The following is a 16,298-nucleotide window of genomic DNA, read 5'->3' as shown; positions in this document are numbered from 1 at the left end:
GAGCGGTGGCCGTGGTGGCTCTGAGTCTGTATGCCCTCTTCAACACGGCCACGTATGCCCTGATTCCCGTCACCCTCCCCCTGCCGGGGATTGCCGGCTTCATCCTCTCGATCGGCATGGCGGTGGACGCCAACGTGCTGATCTGCGAGCGGGTCAAGGAGGAGCTGCGCTCGGGCAACACCCTGATCCGCTCGATCGACAGTGGCTTTTCCCTGGCCTTCTCCTCGATCCTGGATGGCCACGTCACCGGGCTGATCAGCTGCATCGCCCTTTTTGCCCTCGGAACGGGCCTGGTCAAGGGCTTTGCCGTGACCCTCGGCATCGGCCTGCTGCTCAGCCTGTTCACCGCCCTGTCCTGCACCCGCGTACTCCTGCGCCTGATGATGAGCTACCCGACCCTGCGGCGCCCCGGTTACTTCCTGCCCAGCCGTCAGCTGCCCTCGCCAGCCGCCTGAGCAACCCATGACCCCCACCCCATCTGAATCGGCAGCGTTGCCGCCGATCCAGTACTTCCGCATCACCCGCCACCGGCACATCGCCTGGTGGGGCTCGGCTGTGGCCTGTCTGATCAGCCTGATCGGCATCGCCCTGTGCTGGCTCAACCCCGCCATCGGCGCCCCGCTCAAGCCCGGCCTCGACTTCACCGGTGGCACCCGCATCCAGTTGGAGCGGGCCTGCGACCCCAACTGCTCAGCGATCACCGTGCCCCAGGTGGCCGAGCGACTCGACGGCCTGAAGCTGCCCGATGAGGGTGGTGCGGCTGCGCCAGGCCTGCGGGGCGCACCGGTGCAGGTGCTGGATCAGGGGCGCTCGATCGAGCTGCGCCTGCCGAGCCTCAGCGCCGAGCAGGGCAACGCTGTGATCAGCCAGCTGGCTGGCAGCCTGGGGCCGTTCAAGGACGGCGGAACCTCGGTGGACACCATCGGCCCCACCCTCGGCGCCCAGCTGCTGCGCAGCAGCCTCCTGTCCCTGCTGGTGAGCTTCGCGGCCATCGCCCTCTACATCACCCTTCGCTACGACAGGGTCTTCGCCTTCCTGGCGATCCTCTGTCTGGCCCACGACGTGCTGATCACCACCGGGCTGTTCGCCTGGCTCGGGCTGCTGCTGGGGATTGAAGTGGATTCCCTCTTCGCCGTGGCGCTCATCACCGTAGCCGGGTATTCCGTCAACGACACCGTGGTGGTGTTCGACCGGATCCGCGAACAGAAAACAAGCCTGGGGGCCTTCCCCTTCAGTGATCAGGTGGATGTGGCCGTCGATGCCACCCTGACCCGCTCTCTCTACACCTCACTCACCACGCTGCTGCCCCTGCTGGGGATCCTGTTCTTCGGCGGCAGCAGTCTGTTCTGGTTCTCCGTGGCGCTCACCGCCGGCATCAGTGTCGGCAGCTGGTCGAGCATCGGCGTGGCCCCCACCCTGCTGCCTCTGCTCAGCGGCAAGGGCTTCGTGGAATCACCTCAAGAGGATGGGTCGGCCCCTGCCGGCGTGGCTTGATGCGGCGCTTCCCGCCGTTCATCCCGGTACTGCTGGCTCTGTTGGCGCTGGGGGATCTGATGACGGAACTGCGGCTGCTGGCCGACCACTTCACCTGGTCGTCACTGGTTTCGGCCACCCAGCAGCACCCCCTGGCCGTGGTGGTGCTGCTGCTCACCCCCAGCCTGATCAAGCACTACCGCTGATCAGAAGTCAGGTCCAACGGTCCATCACCTGTTCCACCAGCACCCGCTGGAAGACCACCTGCAGCACCACCACCAGCGGCAGGGCGAGCAGCACCCCCGGCAGCCCCAGCAGGGCACCGAGGCTCAGCTGGGCCATCAGGGCCACGGTGGGCAGCAGGTTGACCGTGCGGCTGAGCAGAAGCGGGGTGAGCACGAAAGCTTCGGCGTTCTGCAGCATCAGGCGCAGCACCAGCACCTGCGCCACCTTGGCCGGGGAGATCAGCAGGGCCACCGCCAGAGGCAGGGCCGTGGCCACCGTCGGGCCGATCGTGGGTACGAAGGTGAGCAGACCGCAGACCAGTCCACTCAGCAGGGCCAGAGGCACCTTCAGCAGCGCCAGGCCCGCCCAGGTGAGCAGGAACACCGTCACCGCCGAAATGGTCATCCCCGCCAGCCAGCCGCCGAGAGCCTCGCGTGCCTCCAGCATCAGCCGCTGGTGAGGCCTGGGATCCAGGGCCAGCAGAATCGCCAGCAGCTCCATCAGCAGGATCGGAATGGTGGAACTGGCGGCGCCCCCCGCCACCCCCAACAGCTGGGTTCCCAGGGGCTGAAGCTTGTCCCAGGTGGCCAGCTCCAGCAACCGCTCCTCGAAGCTGCGAAAAGCCATCGAGCCGCCGGCCAGATCGCCGAGCCGTTGCAACAGCACCGGCAACAGCTGGGTGAATTGATTGGCCTGCTGCAACACCTCTGGCAGCAACAGCACCGACACCTTCCAGCCCACCAGCACCAGGGCCACGATCACCAGGGCCACGGCGCTGGGCCGGTTCAGGGGCAGCCGTCGGCGCAGCAGACTCACAGGCACATCCAGCGCCACGGCCAGAACCACGGCCCCGAAGAGCACCAGCAGCACCCAGCGCAGTTCCCACACCAGCAGGGCCAGCAGCACAAGGGAGAGGGTCCCCAGCAGGGCGCGGCCGTTCATGGAGACAATCGCTGGCGCTTCCAGGGATCAAGGATGTCGTGGATGAGCACCTCACGCACAATCACCTGGACGCAAACCGCCATCGGCAGGGCCAGCAAAAGGCCCAGCGGACCGAAAATCACGGTGAACAGAAACTGGGCGGTGAGGGTGAGACCGGGCAGCAGCCGAAGCTTGGCGTGCATCACCGACGGGGTGATCACGTAGCTCTCCAGATGCTGCACCACCACGTAGAGCCCCAGAACTGCCAAGGCTTTCCAGGGGGCGTCGAGCAGAGCCACCGACATCGGAAAGGTGGTGCTCAGGGTGGGACCCACCGTGGGAATCACGTTGAGCCGGCCTGCCGGCGAGGCGTTGGCCACCACCCGCTCCACCCCCAGCAACGACAGGCCCACGCCCGCCAACAGGGCCACGCACACCGAGCTGATCGCCACTCCCACCATCCAGTCGCTCAGGGCCGCTCCGCAGAGGTCGAGCACCTGGCGCAGGCGCCGGCGGTAGAAGGAGGGGGCCAGCAGCACCAGCACATCGCGGTAGGCGGTGGGCTGCACGGCCAGCATCAGACTCATCGCCAGGACGAACACCAGTTGCAGGGTGCCGCTGCCCAGGTTGCTCGCCAGACCCAGCAGCCGCAGGGCGCCGCCCCCCAGGCCACCGGCCAGCACATCCGGGCTGGGACCCCTGGCCGGCCAGAGCTGCTGAAGCCACTCCAGCGATCCGTCATGGCGGCCATAGAGCACCCGGCTCACGTTGGCCAGCACCCGGCGGGCCAGAGCGATCAGCACATCCGCCGCATCGGGCAGCTTGGCCAGCAGCTCGGCGAACTGCTCCACGAAGGGAGGGATCAGCACCACACCGCCCACCACCACCACCAGGGCCACGGCCCCCAGGCTGATGGTCAGGGCGAGGGGCCTGGAGCAGCCCAGCCGCCCGCGCACCACCCCCACCAGGGTGCAGATCGCCATGGCCAGCACCACGGCAGCGAAGAGCTGCAGCAGTAATCCCCGCAGGCTCCAGAGAAGGGCAACGGCGGCGATGATCGCCGCCAGGCCAAGCCATTGGCCGAATTTCAAGCGCCTTCGGGCTCGCCCTCAGCGGCCGGGTCGGGGCTGGCTCCATCGGCCTCGGAGTCCCCATCCTTTTCTGCGAAACCGAGACCATGGCCGGCGGCGTAGCGCTCGGCGAAACGCATGAACCGGTCGAAATCCGCTTCCGTCTTCCAGGTGTACGTGGCCTCGAGGGCGCTGGGTTTGCCGTTCACGAACCTGGCCTTCACCTCCCGGGTCACCAATTCACCCTCTTCGTCGAGCAGGAACATCCCGGTGATGTCGCCCATGGCTTCAGGAGCGAGCGCCTGGGGTTGCTCGAACACAAAGAGGGCCTGGCCAGTTCGTCCATCGCGGGAGCGGGTCAGACGGATATCGGGAATCACGGGCTCGTCCACCCCGCGGAAGAACTGAATGGCCGTCATCGGGGAGGGGCAAAGTTCGATCCTAAGCAGACCCTCTGATCGCGCCTTCACAGTTCACATGAGCTTGATCCTCCACGGCTCAGGAGCAAAGTGGCGGAGCGCCCCTCGTCCCAGTCATGGAGGTCGAGGGAGCGATGGGCGGAGCCGGGCTCCGGTCGCTTGCGCTGACGCTCCAGCTCGTGGTCGTAACAGCGGTCGTAGTAGTCGAGCATCCAGCGGCAGGCCTCGCTCCAGTCGCGTCGCTCGATCGCCGCCAGTGCCTCCTGGGTGCGGACCGGTCCCAGCCGCCGCGCGATCCTCCGGGTGGCCTCCGCCAGGTCATCGGGCTCCTGAACCCCATAGACCGCCACCAGCCGGCGCAGCCGTTCACCCAGGGGCCTGCGGATCTCCAGCACCGGAGCAGCCTGCATCTGCCGCCAGAGCCCTGCCGGGATGCGGCATCGCCCCACCTGGGCACTTTCAGCCTCAAGCCAGATCGCACCGGCCCCAGCGCAGGCGGCAAGGGCCGCCGCCAGGCGGTTCTCGTAGTGCTCGTTGCTGGGCTGGGGCGGCAGCCCGAGGCCACCGAAGCTGCTGCCGCGGTGGTGGGCCAGTCCCTCGAGATCGACCACCGCCACCCCGCGGCGGGCCAGCTCCAGCAGCAGGTCGGTCTTGCCGGTGCCGGTGCGCCCGCCCAGCAGCCTCAGGGGCCAGGGGCGCTCGAAGCTGGCCAGCACCCAGCGGCGGTAAGCCTTGTACCCCCCCTCCAGCAGCTGCACCGGCAGCCCCAGGGTTTCGGCCAGCCAGCCGATGCTGGCGGAGCGCATGCCGCCACGCCAGCAATGGATGCGCAGGGGCCCACCGCCGGCGGTTTGATGGTGCGCGAGCAGACCATCGCCGAGGGCCGCCAGCTTCGGGCCCACCAGCGCCAGCCCCGTTTGAACCGCCTGCTGGGAGCCCCGCTGCTTGTAGGTCAGGCCCACCTCGGCCCGCTCAAGGTCGCTGAACAGGGGCAGGTTGAGAGCTCCGGGAATGTGCCCCTGGGCGAACTCCGCCGGGCTGCGCACATCCAGCAGTGCTCCTTCGCCCGCCAGGAAGGCGTCGATCGCCAGCCACGACGCCATCGCGCCCCACCTCCACGGACCTTGCCTGACATAGTGGGCCCACGCCGGCCCGGCTCAGGCCCGCCGAACTTCATGCTTTCCGGTCCACCCGCTTCCGCCACGGCCAGCGCCGAACAGCTGCTCGAGCGTTTCAGCTCCAGCTCCCCGCGCCAGCGGCGGAGCCTGCTCCCCCAGATCGAGGCCCGCTCCCAGGAGCTGCGTCCTTTGTTGCTCGATGCCCTCAGCCGCCACGATCCCGACAGCGACGACTGGATCGCCGGCCTCTGGGTTCAGATGCTTCTGGCCGAGAACGACAGCCTCAGGGAGGCCTTGCTCGAGGGCCATCCAGGAGGATGGCTGAACGTTGCCAGTGCCGATGGCATCGCCTACGCCCCCCTGCAGGAGGCCCTGGCCGAGGGCTCGTTCGAGCTGGCGGATCGCATCACCAGCGAGGTGCTCCGACAACTGGCCGGAGCTGAAGCGGTCCGGCGCGGCTACGTCTACTACAGCGAGGTGGCTCCCATGCCCAGCCTCGATCTCACCAGCCTCGATCGGCTCTGGGTCTCCTACTCCCGGGGCCGCTTCGGGTTTTCCGTCCAGGGGCGGCTGCTGAGAGCCTGCAACGGCCGCTGGGACCAGCTCTGGCCCAGGTTGGGCTGGAAGAGCGAGGGCACCTGGACCCGTTACCCCAGTGCGTTCCAGTGGAACCTGGAGGCGCCGGAGGGACACATGCCGCTGATCAACCAGTTGCGCGGGGTGCGCCTGATGGATGCCTTGCTCAATCACCCGGCTGTGCAACAACGAATCAGCACCGGCTGAGCCTGGGGAGGCCCGGAGCGTTAGGGTCAAATTGAGCCGTGAATGGTGTGGATGCTTCGGCGCCTGATCAGTCCGCTGCGGTGGACCGACTTCATCACTCCCTCCACGCTTCAGTTAGCCCCCCTGCTGGAACTGCTGCTGGAGCCGATGGCCACGGCAGCCAACCTGGCGGAGTTGCAGCTCGGCCTGCAGGAGGCCTTGGTGAATGCGGTGCGGCACGGCAACGGCGGCGACCCACGCAAATGCCTGCGCATCCGCCGCATCCTCACCCCCAACTGGGTGATCTGGCAGATCCAGGACGAGGGCCGCGGGGTACCGGTCTGTGCTCGCTCCAGCGTCCTGCCCGAGCGCAGCGATGCCTGCTGCGGCCGGGGCTTCTTCCTGATTCACCACTGCTTCGATGACGTGCGCTGGAGCGAGCGGGGCAACCGCCTTCAGCTGGCGGCCCATCGGCACCGGGCCTGAGCCGGCTGGCCTGGCCTCCGAGGATTGAAGACTGGTTCAGTGGCCGTGGCTGGGGCAGCCGGGATCACGCAGGTCTCCCTTCAACCAGGCCAGACCGTGCTCCAGCAGTTCGATCGCCCGCTCCTGGGCGTCACCCTCGAGGCGCTGGGGGGGGCTGTCCTCCGCAAGCAGATGGACCAGGGCCGCCGCCACCTGCTCGGCCGCGCGCCTGGGTTTGTGGCCTTTCTGGGCATGCCAGTCGCGTCCATCGATGGCCAGGAGCCGCTGCAGCTCCTCCGCCAGCTCACGGCTGGTGGCCGGCCAGGTCTGGGGAGATCCACTCCGCGTGGCGGCAGCGGGCGCTGAGGAAAGCGGCACTGGACGGGAGACATCGTGGGGATCCATCCTGACGCGATGGCCAACCCTTCGCGGCGTCGACCGCGGCGCCGATCCTCCCGTTCGCTCAACCGGCCGCCCAGCCGGGGCTCCGGTTGGCTGCATGGACTATCAACCCTGCTCACCGTGGCGAGCCAGGGAGAGAGGCTGGCGGCCCAGGAGCGCTCCAGCCCTGCGGAACTCTCCTGCTCAGGGAGGCGGTTGAGCCAGCGACTCGAGCTGGGTCAGCGACTGCTGGATCCCCTGCCGGCTCCCTTGCGGGGCGGCCGTTGGCAGGACCAGGTGCTCTGGCAGGCCCTGCGCTGGGGCGGGGCCGGGCTGATCCTGGCCTGGTGGCTGCTGCGCTAGGCGGCCAGCACCAGCTCGGAGACCTCCTCGATCACGTCGACCAGATAGGGACTGCCCTCGGCGAAAAGGCCACCACTGGCGAAGAGGACTTCCTTGGTGGGAGCCGGCAGCGGGTGCTGCAACTGGCTGCTCCGCCAGGAGTGGTACAACGAGCGGCGGCGGCGGTCTTCCTGGAGCACGAGCCTGTCGGCACCCGAACGCGGACTCTCACCCGCCAGCAGGGGGGTGCGCAGGCGAATGCCAAAACCGTGGGCTTCGATCTGGACATGTCCTTCCATCAGAACCGTCTGAAAGGACCAGCCTTGTAACCAGCGCAGATGAAAGGGATTGGACATCAGGCGAAACACCCAAGAACAACGAAAACCTATTCACATTCGGCAAAACCTGCTGGGATCTGGCGGTCGATGTGCTGCTGCGCTGACGCCCTCAGGCCAAAGGCTTGGTGGCGGACCAGACCCGGGTCATGAAATGGGACTGGGCGCTGATCCCAGCGAAGCCGGCCTGAACCAGGCGCGCTTCGATGTCATCGGCGATGTAATCGCGGTAATAGGGCTCGTGGAAGGCCCGGCGGAAGTTCTCCAGTACCGCAGAGAACTCGGGGGAATCAGCCAGCTGGATTGAATCGGCCAGCACCAGCACACCGCCTGGCTCGATCACCCGGAAGCACTCCTGCAGAACGTTCTGGCGGGCTTCGGCGGGGAGCTCATGGAAGAGGAACACACAGCTCACCGCCTGGAAGGTGGCATCAGCGAAGGGCAGCGACTCGGCATTTCCCTGCACCAGCTGGGGCAGCTCCCCCGGCAACTGGCTGAGGCAACGGTTGGCTTCACGCAGGTACGACGCCGAGAGGTCAAGGCCCACCAGCTGGATCTCCCCAAGGCCACCGCGCAGTTGACGCAGAGTGCGGCCGGTACCGGTGGCCACATCCAGAAGGCGCAGCTGGCCAGGGGAGCGCTGGGCGAAGGCCCGCAGCCCCCGCCTGAGGGGGGCGATCAGGCGGCGGCGCATCGCATCGGCGCTGCCGTTGAAGAGGATTTCGACCTGAAGGTCGTAGAGCGCCGCGGAATGGTCGCTCAGATAGCCATCGGTCTGATGATGGAAATTCTGCAGGTAATAGGAGGGGTAGTCCTCGGGGCGCACATCCCGGGGCAGATCCCTCACCTTGCGCTGGGTGCGGCGGTTCCACTGACGGGGGGTGTCCAGCCAGACCAGGGGATAGCGGGCCGCCCAGTCGAGCCAGGGGGCATCGAAAAGGAGGGAGGGGGGATAAAGGCCGCTCTCAGCGTCCTGCCAGTCGGTCTCCAGCAACCGGTCCATGGAGGCCTTGAGGGCCAGGCTCATCTGCGCGGGCACCGGCACCGTCTGGGGAGCGCCCTGGGGATCGACCAGGCGCATCAGCCGACCGCCCAGCTCCTTGTGGGCCAGACCCATGATCGTCTTGCCCTGCTGCAGGGCCTGGTAGGCGAACTTGCTGACGGTGTCGGGCATGGGGTGCCGGTGGAGAGGCGGCGCGCAAGGCCCTCCATTTCAGCTGATCCGCCTGGCAGCCGCGAGGCTCAGCCGTCGTAATAGAGGCTGAACTCGTAGGGATGGGGCCGTTGCCGCAGCTGCTGCACCTCCTCGGATTTAAGGGCGATCCAGTTGCTGATGAAGTCTTCGCTGAACACCTCCCCGGCCAGCAGATACTCGTGGTCGGCCTCGAGGGCGGCCAGCACGCCCTCGAGGGAGGAGGGCACCGTGGCGATCTGCTCCAGATCTTCAGGGGGCAACTCGAACAGGTCAAGGTCCATCCCGTCGCCCGGGTCGATCTGCTGACGGATGCCATCCAGGCCAGCCAGGAGCATGGCGGAGAACGCCAGATAGGGATTGGCCATGGCATCGCCGCTGCGGAACTCCAGGCGCTTGGCACGGGGGTTTTCACCGCTGAGGGGAATGCGCACGGCAGCTGAGCGGTTGCCCTGGGAATAGACCAGATTCACTGGTGCCTCGAAGCCCGGCACCAGGCGTTTGTAGCTGTTGGTGGTGGGATTGGTGAAGGCCAGGAAGCTGGGGGCATGCCGCAGCAGTCCCCCGATGTACCAGCGGGCCGTCTGGGAGAGATCCGCGTAGGTGCCCAGTCCGAAAAACAGCGGTTGACCGTCCCTCCAGAGGCTCTGGTGCACGTGCATGCCGCTGCCGTTGTCGGCGAACACCGGCTTGGGCATGAAGGTGGCGGAGCGCCCGTACTTGCGGGCCACATTGCGCACCACGTACTTGTAGATCATCACGTTGTCGGCCGCGCTGATCAGCTCGGCGAACCTGATGCCCAGCTCCTGCTGGCCAGAGGCCGCCACTTCGTGGTGATGCTTCTCGATCGGCACCCCCAGCTGACCCATGGTCAGCAACATCTCGCTGCGGATGTCCTGGAAGGTGTCGCTTGGGGGGACGGGGGAATAGCCCTCCTTCGCGTTCATCTTGTAGGCCAGATTGCCGCCCTCCTCCAGTCGGCCGCTGTTCCAGGGGGCTTCTATCGAATCGACGCTGTAGAAACTGCCTCCCTCGCTGGAGCCGTAGCGCACGTCTTCGAACAGGAAGAACTCCAGCTCAGGTCCGAAGTAGGCCGTGTCGGCCAGGCCCGTGCCGGCCAGATGAGCCAGGGCCCGCTGGGCCAGCGACCGGGGGCAACGCCCATAGGCCTCGCCGCTGCGGGGCTCCTGAATCGAGCAGATCAGGCTGAGGGTCTTGTGGCGAAGAAAGGGATCAATCCAGGCGGTGGCCGGATCGGGCACCATCACCATGTCCGATTCATTGATCGCCTTCCAGCCCCTGATCGAGGAGCCATCAAAGGCCAGGCCGCTCTGAAACGACTCCTCATTCAGCAGGTCCGTGCAGACGGTGAGGTGCTGCCATTGGCCATGGAGATCGGCGAATTTGAGGTCAATCAGCTCAATGCCCTCGTCCCTGATCCGACGAAGCAGGTCCTGGGCTGGGTTGGCCATGGGGGAAGAGAAAGGCGGAAGGGAGGAAGGAAGGCCGGTGGCAGCCGCAGACAGCCGCGGGATCGATGCTTGGGGAGGTCCCGCTGGCCTTTGGTGCCCGTTGTAACCCTCGCCCAGGGCCGGGCCATGGGGGTGCCGCTGGCCAGGCCTGCGTAACGGTGTCTGTCAGAAGCGCCAGATTCCATGTCTGGACAGGGATCTTGCCAATCTTGGGTGCTAGCTTCCGCACCAGGTGGGACGATCTCAACGTCATACGCGATGCCATTACCGGTCTGATCGGCCGGTATGACCAGCTGGGGCGCTATCTCGATCGGGACGCGATCGATCGGATCGCCACCTACCACTCCCAGACTGAAGTACGGCTGGCAGCGGTGGAACTGATCAACCGGGAAGCGGCAGAGATCGTCCGGGATGCCAGCCGTCGGCTGTTCGAGCAGGATCCGGAACTTCTCCTCCCCGGCGGTAATGCCTACACCACCCGACGGCTGGCCGCCTGCCTGCGGGACATGGATTATTTCCTGCGCTACGCCAGTTATGCGCTGGTGGCGGACGACCCCACCATCCTCAACGAGCGCGTTCTCAACGGCCTCGACGACACCTACAAGAGCCTGGGGGTCCCCACCGGTCCCACAGTGCGCAGCATCGTGCTGTTGGGAGAAGTGCTGGCGGAGCGGCTTTCGGAAGCGGGGCTGGAGCCTGGGACTCTGATCAGCGCTCCGTTCGAGCACATGGCCCGCGGTCTGGGCGACACCAATGTCAGGGCACGCTGAGGCCTTTTTGCTCACTGCTTAGGCTGACGTTCATCGATCCTTAGTTGCGCTGCAGGCCTTGGTCACCCTGTCTTCCTCCCCCTCCACCGCCGCGGCGGGCACCGTGAGCGATCGTCATCGCCTGCGGCTGGGGCCGATCGCCACCCCGGACCGGCTGCTGCTCGGTCCAGGGCCGTCGAACGCCCACCCCACGGTCCTGAAGGCCCTCAGCCGCACCCCGATCGGCCACCTCGATCCGCTCTACATCGAGCTGATGGGAGAGGTGCAGGATCTGCTGCGCTACGCCTGGCAGACCGAGAACCGTCTCACCATTCCCATGAGCGGCACCGGCAGTGCCGCCATGGAGGCGACCCTGGCCAACACCGTCGAGCCTGGCGACAAGGTGCTGGTGGCGGTGAAGGGCTACTTCGGCCTGCGCCTCGTCGACATGGCCGGGCGCTACCGGGCTGAGGTGGCCACGATCGAGCGGCCCTGGGGAGAGGCCTTCACCCTCGAAGAGATCGAGCAGGCCCTGGCCAGTCACCGTCCAGCGATCCTGGCGATGGTTCACGCGGAAACCTCCACCGGTGTCTGCCAGCCGATGGAAGGAATCGGCGAGCTTTGCCGCCGCTACGACTGCCTGCTGCTGCTCGACACGGTCACGTCCCTCGGGGCCGTGCCCCTGCACCTCGACGCCTGGGGTGTCGACCTGGCCTACAGCTGCAGCCAGAAAGGCTTGAGCTGTCCTCCGGGCCTCGGCCCCTTCACCATGGGGGAGCGGGCTGAGGCCAAGTTGGCAGCCCGCAGCAGCAAGGTACCCAACTGGTATCTGGATGTCTCACTGCTCAACCAGTACTGGGGCAGCAACCGTGTTTATCACCACACTGCCCCGGTGAACATGAACTTCGGCATGCGCGAAGCCCTGCGGCTGCTTGCCGAAGAGGGCCTGGAGAACGCCTGGAGCCGACACCGCAGCAATGCCGAGCGCCTCTGGGCGGGCCTGGAGCGCCTTGGCCTCGAGCTGCACGTGCCTGAGCATCTGCGCCTGCCCACCCTCACCACGGTGCGCATTCCCGAGGGGATCGATGGCAAAGCCTTCTCGCTTCACCTGCTCAACACCCACGGCATCGAGGTGGGCGGTGGCCTCGGCGCCCTCGCCGGCAAGGTCTGGCGGATCGGCCTGATGGGCTACAACAGCCAGCCGGAGAACGTCGATCTGCTGCTCAACCTGCTGGAGACGGAACTTCCCGCCTTCCGTCAGTCGCCGCCCGTTGCCGCGATCGCCTGAGCTCTGCGCCGGCGTCTGAACCAGCTCTCCAGCAGCTCTCTGGCCTCCTGCTCCCGCACACCGCCCATCACCTCCATGTGGTGGTGGGAGCTGGGGTCCGCCGCCAGGTTGAGGCAGCCGCCCAGGGCACCACGCTTGGCATCTCCGGCGGCGAACACCACCCGGCCCATGCGGGCCTGGATCAGGGCGCCAGCACACATCGGACAGGGCTCCAGGGTCACCAGCAGGCTGCAGGCGTTGAAGCGCCAGTCGTGAATGAGGCGTGCGGCCTGGCTGAGCGCCACCAGTTCGGCATGGCCCAGGGGATCCTGATGAGTCTGACGCCGGTTCGTTCCCCAGCCCAGGGCACGGCCAGCTCCATCGAGAACGACGGCCGCCACAGGGATCTCTCCGGCCTCGCCCGCCCGCTGGGCCATCCGCAGCAACCGCTCCATCCAGAACTGCTGGCTGCTGAGCGGCAGAGGGGCAGGAGGGCGCATGGGCGTAGGCGTTGGCAGTGAGGGCAGCGGCGCTCAGAACCCGAGACTGACAGCCCGGACTGCTCCCGTTACAAGGGACAATGGTTGCCCCGACCGCCTTGCCCTTGGCCGTCACGCCACACCAGGAGCGGGCGCTCGATCCCCTGCCCTTCGCCTCACCGGGCGTCTTCGACGCGGATCTGGAGGCCTTTCTTGCGGACGCCAGCCAACAGCTCTGCCGATGGCTGGGCTCGGCCGTGAGCCGTCCCCCCCTGCCGGGCCTGAGCCTGCTGCCGGCCGTGGAGCCGGAAACCTCTGGGCTGGGCGCCGAGAGGCTGCTCGCGGATCTGCACCTGGTGATGGAGGGGGCCTACAACCCGAACCATCCCGGCGCCCTGGCCCACCTCGATCCCCCGCCCCTGAGCGCCTCGCTGGTGGGGGACCTGATCTGTGCGGGGTTGAACAACAACCTGCTGGCCGAGGAGCTCTCCCCCTCGCTCAGCCGACTGGAGCGGAGCCTGTGCGGCTGGCTGGCCCGGCGGCTGGGCCTTGGGGAGCGCTCCGGCGGGGTGCCCGCCAGCGGCGGCAGCCTCAGCAATCTGATGGCCCTGGTCGCGGCCCGGGAGAGTCGCGGGCTGCGCGGCGTCCCCGAGGCCGTGGTGCTCTGCGGCCTCGACAGCCACACCTCGCTGGAGAAGGCCGCGATGGTGATGGGTCTTCCGGCCGCAGCCCTGCACCGCCTGCCCCTCGATGGCGACGGCCGCCTCGAGCCGGCGCTGGTGGCTGAGTACCTGGAGTCCCTCAGCGCCGCTGGCGTCCCGGTGATCGCCCTGGTGGCCACCGCCGGCACCACCGTGCGCGGGGCCGTGGATCCCCTGGTGGAACTCGCGTCCCTCTGCCGCCGCCACGGGGTCTGGCTGCACGTCGATGCGGCGATCGGTGGGGTGCTCGGCCTGTCTGAGCGCCACCGCCAGCGGGTCGACGGCCTGGGGCAGGCGGATTCGATCACGATCAACCCCCAGAAACTGCTGGGGATCACCAAGACCTCCTCACTCCTGCTGCTGGCTGATCCCTCCGCCCTCGAGCGAAGCTTCGCCACGGGTCTGCCCTACATGGAGCTCAGCCGCGAAGGGGGCCATGGAGGCGAGTGTGGCCTGCAGGGCAGCCGCAGCGCCGAGATTCTGAAGCTGTGGCTTGGCTTGCGCCAGCTGGGCCTCAATGGCATCGAGGCCGTGATCGAAGGGGCGATTCAGCGGCGGCGGAGCCTGCAGCACCTGTTGCATGGGGCCCAAGACGCCTGCGAGCTCACCCTGCTCAGCGGCCCCCTGCACCTGCTGGCCTTCCGTCCCAGTCAGCTGGATGCGGCTGGCTGCGAGCAGTGGTCACAGCACTGCCGCCAGCGGCTGCTGGAGCACGACCTGATGCTCTCCCGGCCCCGTTACCAGGGGAAACATCACCTCAAGGCGGTGCTGGGCAATCCCCACACCCAGGGGGAGCATCTGCAGCGGCTCGCCGCGGTGGTCCTCCAGTCGCTGCGGCCCGGGGAGCTGATCTGAAACGCGAGCCGCGGCCAACCGGCAGGATGCCAGCCGGAGTAAGCAGCCTTCAGGGGTGACAAGCCATCGTGAACCCACAACAGCCATGAGCGATCTGCGGCCATGAGCCAGGAGCAGCCCAAGAGCAACCCCCGCGGACGCTGGGTGGCGATCATCACCGGCGCCCTTTCGATTTTGATCGGGGTTCTCTATCTCGGCCTGATCACGGTGCTCGACGCCCGGGGCCCCCTCCAGCCCCCTCCCCCCGAGGCCCTGGGCGTGGTGGCAGCTGCCGGTCCCGCCGGCGCTGCAGCGGCTCCACCACCCGGCGCAGGGCCACCTCCAGAAAACCGCTCAACGCCCCCTCCCGCCGGTTGAGGTCGTACTGACGGCGCACCACCTCCTGCAGTCCGCCATCGCCCCAGTCCTGGCCCTGCTCGAAGTAGGTGAGGAAGCTGAGGCCGGCAATCCGCGTCAACCACGCGGCACTCACCCCCTGCACCGCCTTGCTGACCAGCAACGCCGGCACGTTCAGGCTCAGGGCCGCCGTGATCAGCCCCAGCCCCCCCTTGATCACCCCCAGGCCCGCCAGGGTGCGGCCCACGGAGAGCGCCAGGTCCTGTCCCGCCTCCCGCGTCAGCATCACCCCGTAGACACGGCCCAGCTCCACCACCATCTGGGCGTTCACCGCCGCCGTACCGAGCAGATCCACCACCGGCAGGGGGTTCACCACCAGCACCCCGGCACCGATCCACATGTAGCGATCCACAATGACCTCCCCGTCCTGGCGCCGCTGGCGCGAGAGCAGGGCACGGCTGGCGTCACTGAGGCGCTGGCTCTGCAGCAGGATGTTGTCCGCGATCAGCTCTTCGCCGTCCTGGTGGAGCACCTCCGAGAGACGGCGCAGCAGGGCCTCAACTTCCGGACCAGGCTGAAGCGGTCGACCACCAGGCCTGGGGATCGACTGGGGCGCCGCTGCGGCAGGGATCACGTCCTCGGTGGCGATTCTGCCGGCACAGCGCTGGCGCAGCAGGGCCAGAAGCCGCCGCTCCTCCTCCTCGCCACGCAGGTCGCACTTGTTCAGCACCAGCACCAGGCGCTTGCCCAGAGTGGCTAAGGCCTCGAACACCTGGAACTCCGCGGCGCGCAGATCTCCATCCACCACGAGCACCAGCAGATCGGCCCGGGCCGCCTGCGCGCGGGCCTCCCGCTCCCGCTCCTGGCCGTCGCGGCCCGATTCGAGAATGCCCGGTGTATCCACCAGTTGCAGCCCCCGCTGCAAGCCCTTCAGGCGTAACCGGTAGGTGTGGCAGGTGGTGGTGGAGCCCATCGCGGCCCCCACCTCCCCCACCACCTGCTGGAGCAGGGCGCGGATCAGAGAGGTCTTGCCGGCGGAGCCACTGCCGAACACCACCAGCACCAGATCGCCGCGGGAGAGTTCCGCCTCCACCCGGTCGCGCTCCTGGCGCAGGGCTTCGCGGGCCACCGCATCGCGTACCCGCTCCAGCACCGGATCAATGGCACGCAGCTGCTGACCGGCCGCCTCCTGGCGGCTGCTGGGGGCGGGGAGGGGTTGGGTGCCGGGGCCAGGGGCATTCCTGGGATTGCGCCAGGCCCGCAGCCAGGGCCAGGCCAGGCGCAGGAGAAGCACAGCGCCGCCGCCCAGCACCAGCAGCAGCAGCAGCAGCGGGCCCACCAGGGCCGGTGGCAGCAGGTAGCTGAGCTGCCACACCAGGTTGTTGAAGGCCTGCAGCAGCAGCGACAGCGCCACGATCACAGCCACCGCCGCCGCCGCCCAGATCCAGAGCCGCAGGCGAGGCATCAGGGCTTCGCCGCGGGGGCGCCACGGCTCGGGGTGGCCTGACGCATGATGTCGCCCCAGAGACCGGCGGCCAGGGCGCTGCTGCTGCGGGTGGGGCTGTTGTCGTCGTTGCCCAGCCAGACGCCCATCACCCAGTGACGACTGGGCTCGGAGCCGATGAACAGGAGATCCCTGGCCCCGTTGGTGGAACCGGTCTGGCCTCCTTCCTGTCCGCCGAGGTACGCCGCCCGGCCTGTGCCGGAGCGCACCACGGCCTGGAGCAGCACCTGCA

At 67.8% G+C, this 16,298-nt stretch carries 19 protein-coding genes and 1 pseudogene; 9 read left to right on the top strand and 11 right to left on the bottom strand.

The window, feature by feature from the left end; genetic code table 11:
* From KBY78_RS08540 to KBY78_RS08530, 3 genes are all read left to right on the top strand, one after another.
* A partial coding sequence (locus KBY78_RS08540; protein WP_255143228.1) for an MMPL family transporter occupies window positions 1-455 on the top strand: 455 nt, incomplete at its 5' end.
* A gap of 7 nt (window positions 456-462) precedes the next feature.
* Window positions 463-1,494 carry a protein translocase subunit SecF gene (secF, locus tag KBY78_RS08535; RefSeq protein WP_255143227.1) on the top strand — a complete coding sequence of 344 codons (1,032 nt, stop codon included), beginning with the start codon at window positions 463-465 and terminating at the stop codon, window positions 1,492-1,494.
* The gene (locus tag KBY78_RS08530) at window positions 1,494-1,679 is read left to right on the top strand and encodes a hypothetical protein (protein ID WP_006171598.1); all 186 of its coding nucleotides are present in this window, start codon (window positions 1,494-1,496) and stop codon (window positions 1,677-1,679) included. Before secF ends, KBY78_RS08530 begins: the two co-directional genes overlap by 1 nt.
* A gap of 7 nt (window positions 1,680-1,686) precedes the next feature.
* On the opposite strand, the gene KBY78_RS08525 is transcribed toward KBY78_RS08530, so the two are convergent.
* The 4 genes from KBY78_RS08525 to mnmH are packed head-to-tail and all read right to left on the bottom strand — an operon-like array spanning window position 1,687 to window position 5,211.
* Window positions 1,687-2,640, bottom strand: coding sequence for an AI-2E family transporter (locus tag KBY78_RS08525; protein ID WP_255143226.1), 954 nt, complete (start codon window positions 2,638-2,640; stop codon window positions 1,687-1,689).
* Window positions 2,637-3,710 (bottom strand): AI-2E family transporter, encoded by a 1,074-nt coding sequence (locus KBY78_RS08520; protein WP_255143225.1) that lies wholly within the window; start codon window positions 3,708-3,710, stop codon window positions 2,637-2,639. The genes KBY78_RS08525 and KBY78_RS08520 overlap by 4 nt, the downstream gene beginning before the upstream one ends.
* The gene (psb28, locus tag KBY78_RS08515) at window positions 3,707-4,108 is read right to left on the bottom strand and encodes a photosystem II reaction center protein Psb28 (RefSeq protein ID WP_006171601.1); all 402 of its coding nucleotides are present in this window, start codon (window positions 4,106-4,108) and stop codon (window positions 3,707-3,709) included. The genes KBY78_RS08520 and psb28 overlap by 4 nt, the downstream gene beginning before the upstream one ends.
* Before the next feature lie 47 nt (window positions 4,109-4,155).
* Entirely contained in the window at window positions 4,156-5,211 is a 1,056-nt protein-coding gene (mnmH, locus tag KBY78_RS08510; RefSeq protein WP_255143224.1) for a tRNA 2-selenouridine(34) synthase MnmH, read from the bottom strand.
* A 72-nt stretch (window positions 5,212-5,283) separates the two neighbouring features.
* Here mnmH and KBY78_RS08505 point away from each other — a divergent pair, with 72 nt between their 5' ends.
* The gene (locus tag KBY78_RS08505) at window positions 5,284-6,009 is read left to right on the top strand and encodes a GUN4 domain-containing protein (RefSeq protein WP_006171603.1); all 726 of its coding nucleotides are present in this window, start codon (window positions 5,284-5,286) and stop codon (window positions 6,007-6,009) included.
* Window positions 6,010-6,051: 42 nt separating this feature from the next.
* Complete coding sequence (locus KBY78_RS08500; protein ID WP_255143223.1) at window positions 6,052-6,474, top strand: ATP-binding protein; 423 nt, start codon at window positions 6,052-6,054, stop codon at window positions 6,472-6,474.
* A 36-nt stretch (window positions 6,475-6,510) separates the two neighbouring features.
* On the opposite strand, the gene KBY78_RS08495 is transcribed toward KBY78_RS08500, so the two are convergent.
* On the bottom strand, window positions 6,511-6,831 hold the full coding sequence (locus KBY78_RS08495; protein WP_037979782.1) for a DUF6439 family protein: 321 nt from the start codon (window positions 6,829-6,831) through the stop codon (window positions 6,511-6,513).
* Window positions 6,832-6,867: 36 nt separating this feature from the next.
* Here KBY78_RS08495 and KBY78_RS08490 point away from each other — a divergent pair, with 36 nt between their 5' ends.
* Window positions 6,868-7,197: a hypothetical protein gene (locus KBY78_RS08490; RefSeq protein ID WP_255143222.1), complete on the top strand. Its 330-nt coding sequence runs from the start codon at window positions 6,868-6,870 to the stop codon at window positions 7,195-7,197.
* Here KBY78_RS08490 and KBY78_RS08485 read toward each other — a convergent pair.
* The 3 genes from KBY78_RS08485 to glnA all read right to left on the bottom strand — a co-directional run bounded on the left by KBY78_RS08485 (window position 7,194) and on the right by glnA (window position 10,175).
* Window positions 7,194-7,532: a copper-binding protein gene (locus tag KBY78_RS08485; protein WP_071934232.1), complete on the bottom strand. Its 339-nt coding sequence runs from the start codon at window positions 7,530-7,532 to the stop codon at window positions 7,194-7,196. The genes KBY78_RS08490 and KBY78_RS08485 overlap by 4 nt on opposite strands.
* A 91-nt stretch (window positions 7,533-7,623) precedes the next feature.
* The gene (locus KBY78_RS08480; RefSeq protein WP_006171608.1) at window positions 7,624-8,685 is read right to left on the bottom strand and encodes a class I SAM-dependent methyltransferase; all 1,062 of its coding nucleotides are present in this window, start codon (window positions 8,683-8,685) and stop codon (window positions 7,624-7,626) included.
* A gap of 68 nt (window positions 8,686-8,753) precedes the next feature.
* A complete protein-coding gene (gene glnA, locus KBY78_RS08475; RefSeq protein WP_255143221.1) occupies window positions 8,754-10,175 on the bottom strand; it encodes a type I glutamate--ammonia ligase in 1,422 nt (473 codons plus the stop codon).
* Between the two features lie 251 nt (window positions 10,176-10,426).
* On the opposite strand from glnA, the gene KBY78_RS08470 reads away from it, so the two are divergent.
* Together KBY78_RS08470 and KBY78_RS08465 are read left to right on the top strand one after the other, a co-directional pair.
* Entirely contained in the window at window positions 10,427-10,945 is a 519-nt protein-coding gene (locus tag KBY78_RS08470; RefSeq protein WP_006171610.1) for an allophycocyanin subunit beta, read from the top strand.
* Between the two features lie 103 nt (window positions 10,946-11,048).
* On the top strand, window positions 11,049-12,212 hold the full coding sequence (locus tag KBY78_RS08465) for an alanine--glyoxylate aminotransferase family protein (RefSeq protein ID WP_255143229.1): 1,164 nt from the start codon (window positions 11,049-11,051) through the stop codon (window positions 12,210-12,212).
* Here KBY78_RS08465 and KBY78_RS08460 read toward each other — a convergent pair.
* Window positions 12,182-12,691, bottom strand: a complete 510-nt coding sequence (locus KBY78_RS08460; RefSeq protein ID WP_255143220.1) for a nucleoside deaminase — start codon at window positions 12,689-12,691, stop codon at window positions 12,182-12,184. The genes KBY78_RS08465 and KBY78_RS08460 overlap by 31 nt on opposite strands.
* Before the next feature lie 80 nt (window positions 12,692-12,771).
* Between KBY78_RS08460 and KBY78_RS08455 the strand changes: the two genes are divergently transcribed.
* Window positions 12,772-14,226 carry an aminotransferase class V-fold PLP-dependent enzyme gene (locus KBY78_RS08455; RefSeq protein ID WP_255143219.1) on the top strand — a complete coding sequence of 485 codons (1,455 nt, stop codon included), beginning with the start codon at window positions 12,772-12,774 and terminating at the stop codon, window positions 14,224-14,226.
* 202 nt (window positions 14,227-14,428) lie between these two features.
* Here the strand turns inward: KBY78_RS08455 and KBY78_RS08450 are convergent, their stop codons facing one another.
* Both KBY78_RS08450 and KBY78_RS08445 read right to left on the bottom strand, forming a co-directional pair.
* Window positions 14,429-16,027 carry a GTP-binding protein gene (locus KBY78_RS08450; RefSeq protein WP_255143218.1) on the bottom strand — a complete coding sequence of 533 codons (1,599 nt, stop codon included), beginning with the start codon at window positions 16,025-16,027 and terminating at the stop codon, window positions 14,429-14,431.
* Window positions 16,027-16,298: pseudogene (locus tag KBY78_RS08445) on the bottom strand (peptidoglycan glycosyltransferase); the annotation flags it as partial. The gene KBY78_RS08450 and the pseudogene KBY78_RS08445, both read right to left, overlap by 1 nt.

This window comes from Synechococcus sp. EJ6-Ellesmere, assembly GCF_024345875.1.
Lineage (GTDB): Bacteria > Cyanobacteriota > Cyanobacteriia > PCC-6307 > Cyanobiaceae > Regnicoccus_A > Regnicoccus_A antarcticus.
Note: the sequence above shows the minus strand (reverse complement) of the source record. Positions and strands in the feature narration are given on the sequence as shown.

Coding starts and splice junctions, on each gene's coding strand:
- KBY78_RS08530 (WP_006171598.1), top strand. CDS start 1,494: ATGCGGCGCTTCCCGCCGTTCATCCCGGTACTGCTGGCTCTGTTGGCG.
- KBY78_RS08505 (WP_006171603.1), top strand. CDS start 5,284: ATGCTTTCCGGTCCACCCGCTTCCGCCACGGCCAGCGCCGAACAGCTG.
- KBY78_RS08485 (WP_071934232.1), bottom strand. CDS start 7,532: ATGTCCAATCCCTTTCATCTGCGCTGGTTACAAGGCTGGTCCTTTCAG.
- KBY78_RS08460 (WP_255143220.1), bottom strand. CDS start 12,691: ATGCGCCCTCCTGCCCCTCTGCCGCTCAGCAGCCAGCAGTTCTGGATG.
- glnA (WP_255143221.1), bottom strand. CDS start 10,175: ATGGCCAACCCAGCCCAGGACCTGCTTCGTCGGATCAGGGACGAGGGC.
- secF (WP_255143227.1), top strand. CDS start 463: ATGACCCCCACCCCATCTGAATCGGCAGCGTTGCCGCCGATCCAGTAC.
- KBY78_RS08450 (WP_255143218.1), bottom strand. CDS start 16,027: ATGCCTCGCCTGCGGCTCTGGATCTGGGCGGCGGCGGCGGTGGCTGTG.
- KBY78_RS08490 (WP_255143222.1), top strand. CDS start 6,868: ATGGCCAACCCTTCGCGGCGTCGACCGCGGCGCCGATCCTCCCGTTCG.
- KBY78_RS08525 (WP_255143226.1), bottom strand. CDS start 2,640: ATGAACGGCCGCGCCCTGCTGGGGACCCTCTCCCTTGTGCTGCTGGCC.
- KBY78_RS08480 (WP_006171608.1), bottom strand. CDS start 8,685: ATGCCCGACACCGTCAGCAAGTTCGCCTACCAGGCCCTGCAGCAGGGC.
- psb28 (WP_006171601.1), bottom strand. CDS start 4,108: ATGACGGCCATTCAGTTCTTCCGCGGGGTGGACGAGCCCGTGATTCCC.
- KBY78_RS08500 (WP_255143223.1), top strand. CDS start 6,052: ATGGTGTGGATGCTTCGGCGCCTGATCAGTCCGCTGCGGTGGACCGAC.
- mnmH (WP_255143224.1), bottom strand. CDS start 5,211: ATGGCGTCGTGGCTGGCGATCGACGCCTTCCTGGCGGGCGAAGGAGCA.
- KBY78_RS08455 (WP_255143219.1), top strand. CDS start 12,772: ATGGTTGCCCCGACCGCCTTGCCCTTGGCCGTCACGCCACACCAGGAG.